Raw genomic sequence first — 5,588 nt, 5'->3', positions numbered from 1 at the left:
AATTTAGGCGTCTTTATAAAGGCTGCCAAAAAGCGCGGCGAGTGCCTAGACCACGTGCTTTTCTATGGGCCGCCGGGCCTTGGTAAGACGACGCTGGCGCACATCATCGCAAACGAAATGGGCGTGAGCATCAAGATGACGGCCGCACCCATGATAGAAAAAAGCGGCGATCTGGCGGCGGTACTGACAAATTTGCAAGAGGGCGACGTGCTCTTTATCGACGAGATACATCGCCTAAGCCCCGCGATCGAGGAGGTGCTCTATCCTGCGATGGAGGACTTTCGCTTAGATATCATTATAGGCTCGGGGCCTGCGGCGCAGACTATCAAGATCGACCTGCCTAAATTTACGCTGATCGGCGCTACGACGCGCGCGGGAATGATCTCGGCACCCCTGCGAGATAGATTCGGGATGGATTTTAGGCTGCAGTTTTATACCAGAGAGGAGCTAGCTCGTATCGTGCAGATCGCCTCGGTAAAGCTTGGCAAAGAGTGCGAAAAAGCCGCCGCTCTCGAGGTCGCCGCTCGCTCGCGCGCTACGCCCAGGATCGCGCTACGGCTGCTAAAGCGCATACGAGACTTCGCCGAGGTAAACGACGAAGCGATCATCTCGCAACCCCGCGCCAAAGAGGCTCTGGACGCGCTTGGCGTAAACGACATCGGCTTTGACGAGATGGATATCAAGTATCTAGAGATCCTGCTCGCCGCCAAACGCCGTCCGATGGGGCTAAGCACGATCGCGGCGGCTCTAAGCGAGGACGAGGGCACGGTCGAGGACGTGATCGAGCCCTATCTGCTCGCTAACGGCTACATCGAGCGCACGGCAAAAGGCAGGCTAGCAAGCGCCAAAGCCTACGAGGTGTTTAAGCTCAAATTTGACGGGGGTACGCAAAAAGGATTGTTTGAGGATTGAGGTGGGAAACTGGATTCAACCATAAATTTTAATCGTCAAATTTTAGTCGCTTTTTGCTCGGGAAATTATCTTGGGTTTAAATTTAACAAACATAAAAATCGTCGTCGTTTACGCGCGGGTCAAATTTGACTGTATTTTCGTCGAAAATTAAGAGAAGGAGCGTGAATTTGGCTGCTACGAAATTTTCTCGATTTTAAAACGAAAGTCGTAGGTTTGGTAAAATTTGAGTGAAAATCGCGCGAAAATTTGATTTTATTTACGGCTTGGAATCGTGCGATGGCGGCGGTAAATTTCGGCGCAAAAGCAAAAACCGAAGCACCGAAATTTAAAAGAAATTATTTAAAGGTATATGTCCAAGAACCTTGGTCTGTATCTATTTTTGCTTCTAAAATTTTAGAGCAGTAAGCCCCTATTTGCTCTTGTTCTCCAAATTTTAGATTGATAGCTGCGGCATCTTTTCCATATTGGCCATAAAAATCATCCAAGGAAATTGTTTTATCCTCTTTTTGGCCTCCATTTACATATATTCTTGCATACACATAACTTCCACGATCAGTTTCATTTACGGTTACTTTATTGTACATTACGGTGTTATTTTGACCTTTGATTTCGTTTGTCCACGAGCTACTGCAATTACCTCTATTGATTTCAACCATATATATTTTAAGGTCATCTACCAAAGATGTTACTAATATCTTGTAGTTACCCCGCTCGATTTCAAACGGGGCTTTATCTGCCGCCCTTGCTCCTTCGCTGCCGCAGCCTATGAGTATCGCCGCAGCTAACGCTAAACTTAGCTTCGCCATTTGTTTTCTCCTTTTAATATTTCGATAGCATTTTTTATTTTCTCGTCATTTGGCGAGCCGTCGAGTAAAGCCCCTAAAAACTCCTTGCATAGATTGTTTGATAGCAAGAAGTAGCAAGGATCGCCGTTTCTAGTAACGGGATAGCCGTTTTTGCTCTCCATGGAGCTTTTCCACCTCATACCTATGCGCCAACCGCCGAATTTCGAGCTGTAGCCTAAGGCAACGATGAAATCGTCTACGTCGTAAAGCACGATATGCTCTTTGTCAAACGGATAAAAATCACTCATTAATCTCCTTTAAATAAAATATAAAGCCATTTTCCCCCCCCCCCTTTTTTTTTAGAAATCGATAAATTTACTTAAAATTTATACGTCTCATCCGCCTCGCTCGTGCCTAAATTTAGCCCGTCCGCAAAACACCGCAAAATCTGATATAATAAGCCCCTCAAAAGGAAAAAAATGAATAATCGAGTGTTTTTCGGTATTTTCGCTCTTTGCGCGTTGGCGCTAGTGGTGTACCTTTTTAAGCCGTTTTTGCTAAACATCTTTATCGCCGCCTTGCTAGCCGTCGCCACCTCAAACGTAAACGTCAAATTTTTGCAGCTAACGAAGGGCAAAAGGACGCTCTCGGCGGCTCTTACGACGCTAGCGCTGTTTTCGCTATTTATCGCGCCGCTTTTGTACGCCGTGATCGAGATCGCCAAACACGCCGCAAACTTTAACACCGGCTACATAACAAACACGTTAAATTATTTTCAAAGCGGGAATTTTCAGCTGCCCGAACCGATCAAATTTCTAGAGCCTAAAATCAAAGAGATGATCGCCGACATCGACGTCGGAGCGATATCTAGCAACGTGCTTTCTAGTCTTGGCGGCATCGGCAAATCAAGCGTAAAATTTCTCATCGACATGATTTTTATCCTCGTGTTTTTCTTTTTTGCGGTGCTTTACGGTAGCGAGCTTGTGGGCTACCTAAAAAGCGCGCTTCCGATGAAGGAGAGCGAGAGCGAGTTTATACTTAGCGAAGTGGCTAACGTCATGAGCGTCGTGCTTTACTCTATCGTTTTAAACGCGATTTTGCAGGGTTGCCTCTTTGCTATCATCACGATTTCGTACGGCTACAACGGCTTTTTGATGGGCATACTCTTTGCCTTTACTTCGCTCGTGCCGGTCGTTGGCGGCTTGCTTGCTTGGGGGCCTATTAGCCTTTACGAGTTTGCTAACGGCAACACCGCGGCCGCGATCGTCATCGCCGTCTATACTATCGTCGTGATATCTATCGTCGCAGATACGTTTTTAAAGCCGATCGTGATTAAATTTATCAACGATAAGCTCGTAAAAATCCCGACAAAGATCAACGAGCTGCTGCTGTTTTTCTCGATGATAGCGGGCATCTCGACGTTTGGCTTTTGGGGACTTATCTTGGGGCCTGCGATCGTGACGTTTTTTATCTCGACGATCAAGCTTTATACATTGCTTAAAGAGCGCTCGGTCGTGTAAATTTGCCTAAAATCCGCGATATTTTTAGCAAATATCACAAATCTAACACGGATTTTATTATTTTCTGTGCTATAATCCTTAAATATAAAAATTAATGTTCCGCATTAAATTTGCGGGACGTAAATTTGCTAAATTTAACCAAGGAGTTTTTATGAAACTAGCAAAACTAAGTTTAGCCGCCGTTTTGGCGCTTGGCTTTTTAGGCGCAGCAAACGCAGCCGACACCTTTGGGGAGGCGTTTACCAAAGGAAAACTAGCAGGCAAGATCCAAGCCACCTACGTCGATCAAAAAGACGAACGCGCGCCGATACACGACGAGCAGCTGACGTCTATACAGCTTGAGCTTGGCTACGTGACCGATCCGTTTTACGGCTTTAGGCTCGGCGTTACGGGGCAGGGCAACTTCCTGCCGTTTAACAGCATGAGAAAAAGCGGCACTCTATACGACAAAGAGTGGAGAACGCAAGGCGCGGTAATGTCCGAAGCGTATCTAGGCTACGGCATAGGGCAGACCGATATCAAATTCGGCCGTCAATACGTAAATACTCCGCTAGTAGCGGGCAATCCGACGCGCGCGTTTAAAGAGGCGTTTGAGGGTCTAACGATCGTAAACAAAGACATCCCAAACACCACCCTGATCGGCGGCTGGTATTATAAATTTCAAGGCAGAAGCGCCGTCGTAACGGGCGGCAAAGAGGGGCGCGCTCCGCATTTTAAGGATAGAGTCATCGTCGGCGGCATGGGGCCCGTGGCGTATGAGTTTGACAATATCTTTACCGGCGCAGTCATAAATCAAAGCATCCCGAATCTAAAACTAACCGGCGCATACGCTAGAGTGACCGATCTTAGGCGCGGCGCGCTGCAAGGCGACATCAACTTCTACCTAGCCGAGGCTAACTACAAAGTACCCGTCGGCGACTTTAAACTGGGTTTTGACGCGATGTATAAGGGCTCTCGCACTACAAGAGGCTTAGAAGATCTAAACTACGACGGAAATATGATCGGTCTAAGAGCGGGCATTTATGATTTCGTGGGCTTTAGCGCGTCTTACGCCTATACGACCGTCGGCGACAACGACGCTTTGGCGTTTGGTCTAGGTAACGGTCCCGGCTCATACACGCTGCTTCCTATCCGCGGGCCTTTCGTATTTACGGGCTATGCTGGCATGAATACGCATAAACTTTTGTTTGAGTACGACTTTAAAGAAGTGGGTGCCGAGGGTCTAAAAGCAAAACTACATCTAGTAAAAGGTAGGCAAGACGCCCCGCATCGTAACGCCGGTCCGACCGCGGCTAATACGCATATGAACGTAAAGGGCTGGGCGGCGCAGGCTAGCTACGATATGCCGTGGGTCAAGGGGCTAAGCGCAAGCATCACCTACACGGCTCTTGAGAGAAAGAACTTTGATACCAGAGGAGCCGTTAGAAAGACCGATAACAACGAGCTTTGGCTACAACTTGGATATAAATTTAACCTTCTAAACTAGCTACTTTAATGCGGACGCAAATTTGACGCGTCCGCTACTTCTTTTTTATTTTATTTTTTGCGTTTGGGGCGTAAATTTGGTCTTATAAACCTGCATAAATTTGATCTTTTTGGAGTAAATTTGGCCTACATCAAATTTACGATTTATGAACTAGTTGCCTAAATTTAACTGCGTCAAAAATTGCCGTATCGGCTCAAATTTAATCTATGTAATAGCAAATCATGAGTCTGATTTTAGGCTATTTTTGTGCTTTTTATCTTTTTTATCGCCCAGTCGTAGTGTGATGAGGTGCTGCTGGTAATGTAGGCGGCGAGGTTTAGATTGCCCGTGAAGTTAAAATGTCCGCGCGCAAAAAGCTCCTCGTCGCTAAAATTTGCCGTAAGCTGCATTGCTTTTTCGTGTGTTTGCGCTAGCAGAGTTTTAGCCTCGTAAAGCGGCGTAGCTTGGTGCTTGCGCCAAATTTACGCATTCATCTGTGGATAGGTTTTCCAGTTGTACGGCTCGGGTAAAAACGAAGCCCGCTCACCGCTTAGGTTCTTTTGGATAAAATTTATCAAAAGCAAATGCCACTCGTAAAGGTGTGCGAGCACGTCTCGGACGCATTTATCTCTATCCTCGAAGTCAAATTTGGCCTCTTGCCCTGCCTCATTCATGCTTTCAACTAGCGATAAAAGTTTTTTAAAATTTGTCTCTGAATCGCTTAGTAAGTCTATTTTATTCGTCGGTCGCGGCATTTTTTATCCTTGGCTAAATTTGAGCAAATTATACAGCACATTTTTAAATTTGCACTTTAAAGATACGGGTATTACCAAAAGCTACAAAATATAAAAGGTAAAATTTAATTTATATTTGTATTTTAAAAATTAAAAATAAAACTTAAGTATA

5 protein-coding genes and 1 pseudogene are annotated in these 5,588 nt (G+C 45.7%); 3 read left to right on the top strand and 3 right to left on the bottom strand.

What is annotated here, in order from left to right; all coding sequences use genetic code 11:
• On the top strand, nt 1–912 hold a 912-nt coding region (gene ruvB, locus Q0338_RS08490; RefSeq protein ID WP_298086370.1), incomplete at its 5' end, for a Holliday junction branch migration DNA helicase RuvB.
• Between the two features lie 335 nt (nt 913–1,247).
• On the opposite strand, the gene Q0338_RS08485 is transcribed toward ruvB, so the two are convergent.
• On the bottom strand, nt 1,248–1,718 hold the full coding sequence (locus Q0338_RS08485) for a hypothetical protein (protein WP_298086369.1): 471 nt from the start codon (nt 1,716–1,718) through the stop codon (nt 1,248–1,250).
• Entirely contained in the window at nt 1,706–2,005 is a 300-nt protein-coding gene (locus tag Q0338_RS08480) for a hypothetical protein (protein ID WP_298086368.1), read from the bottom strand. Before Q0338_RS08480 ends, Q0338_RS08485 begins: the two co-directional genes overlap by 13 nt.
• Nucleotides 2,006–2,176: 171 nt before the next feature.
• On the opposite strand from Q0338_RS08480, the gene Q0338_RS08475 reads away from it, so the two are divergent.
• Nucleotides 2,177–3,217: an AI-2E family transporter gene (locus Q0338_RS08475; protein WP_298086367.1), complete on the top strand. Its 1,041-nt coding sequence runs from the start codon at nt 2,177–2,179 to the stop codon at nt 3,215–3,217.
• Between the two features lie 151 nt (nt 3,218–3,368).
• Nucleotides 3,369–4,703, top strand: coding sequence for an OprD family outer membrane porin (locus tag Q0338_RS08470; protein ID WP_298086366.1), 1,335 nt, complete (start codon nt 3,369–3,371; stop codon nt 4,701–4,703).
• A 233-nt stretch (nt 4,704–4,936) separates the two neighbouring features.
• Here the strand turns inward: Q0338_RS08470 and Q0338_RS08465 are convergent.
• A pseudogene (locus tag Q0338_RS08465) lies at nt 4,937–5,437 on the bottom strand (ClbS/DfsB family four-helix bundle protein).
• Nucleotides 5,438–5,588: the final 151 nt, after the last annotated feature.

Origin of the sequence: uncultured Campylobacter sp. (assembly GCF_938018145.1) — a bacterium.
In the GTDB taxonomy this organism is placed as follows: Bacteria; Campylobacterota; Campylobacteria; order Campylobacterales; family Campylobacteraceae; genus Campylobacter_A.
Note: the sequence above shows the minus strand (reverse complement) of the source record. Positions and strands in the feature narration are given on the sequence as shown.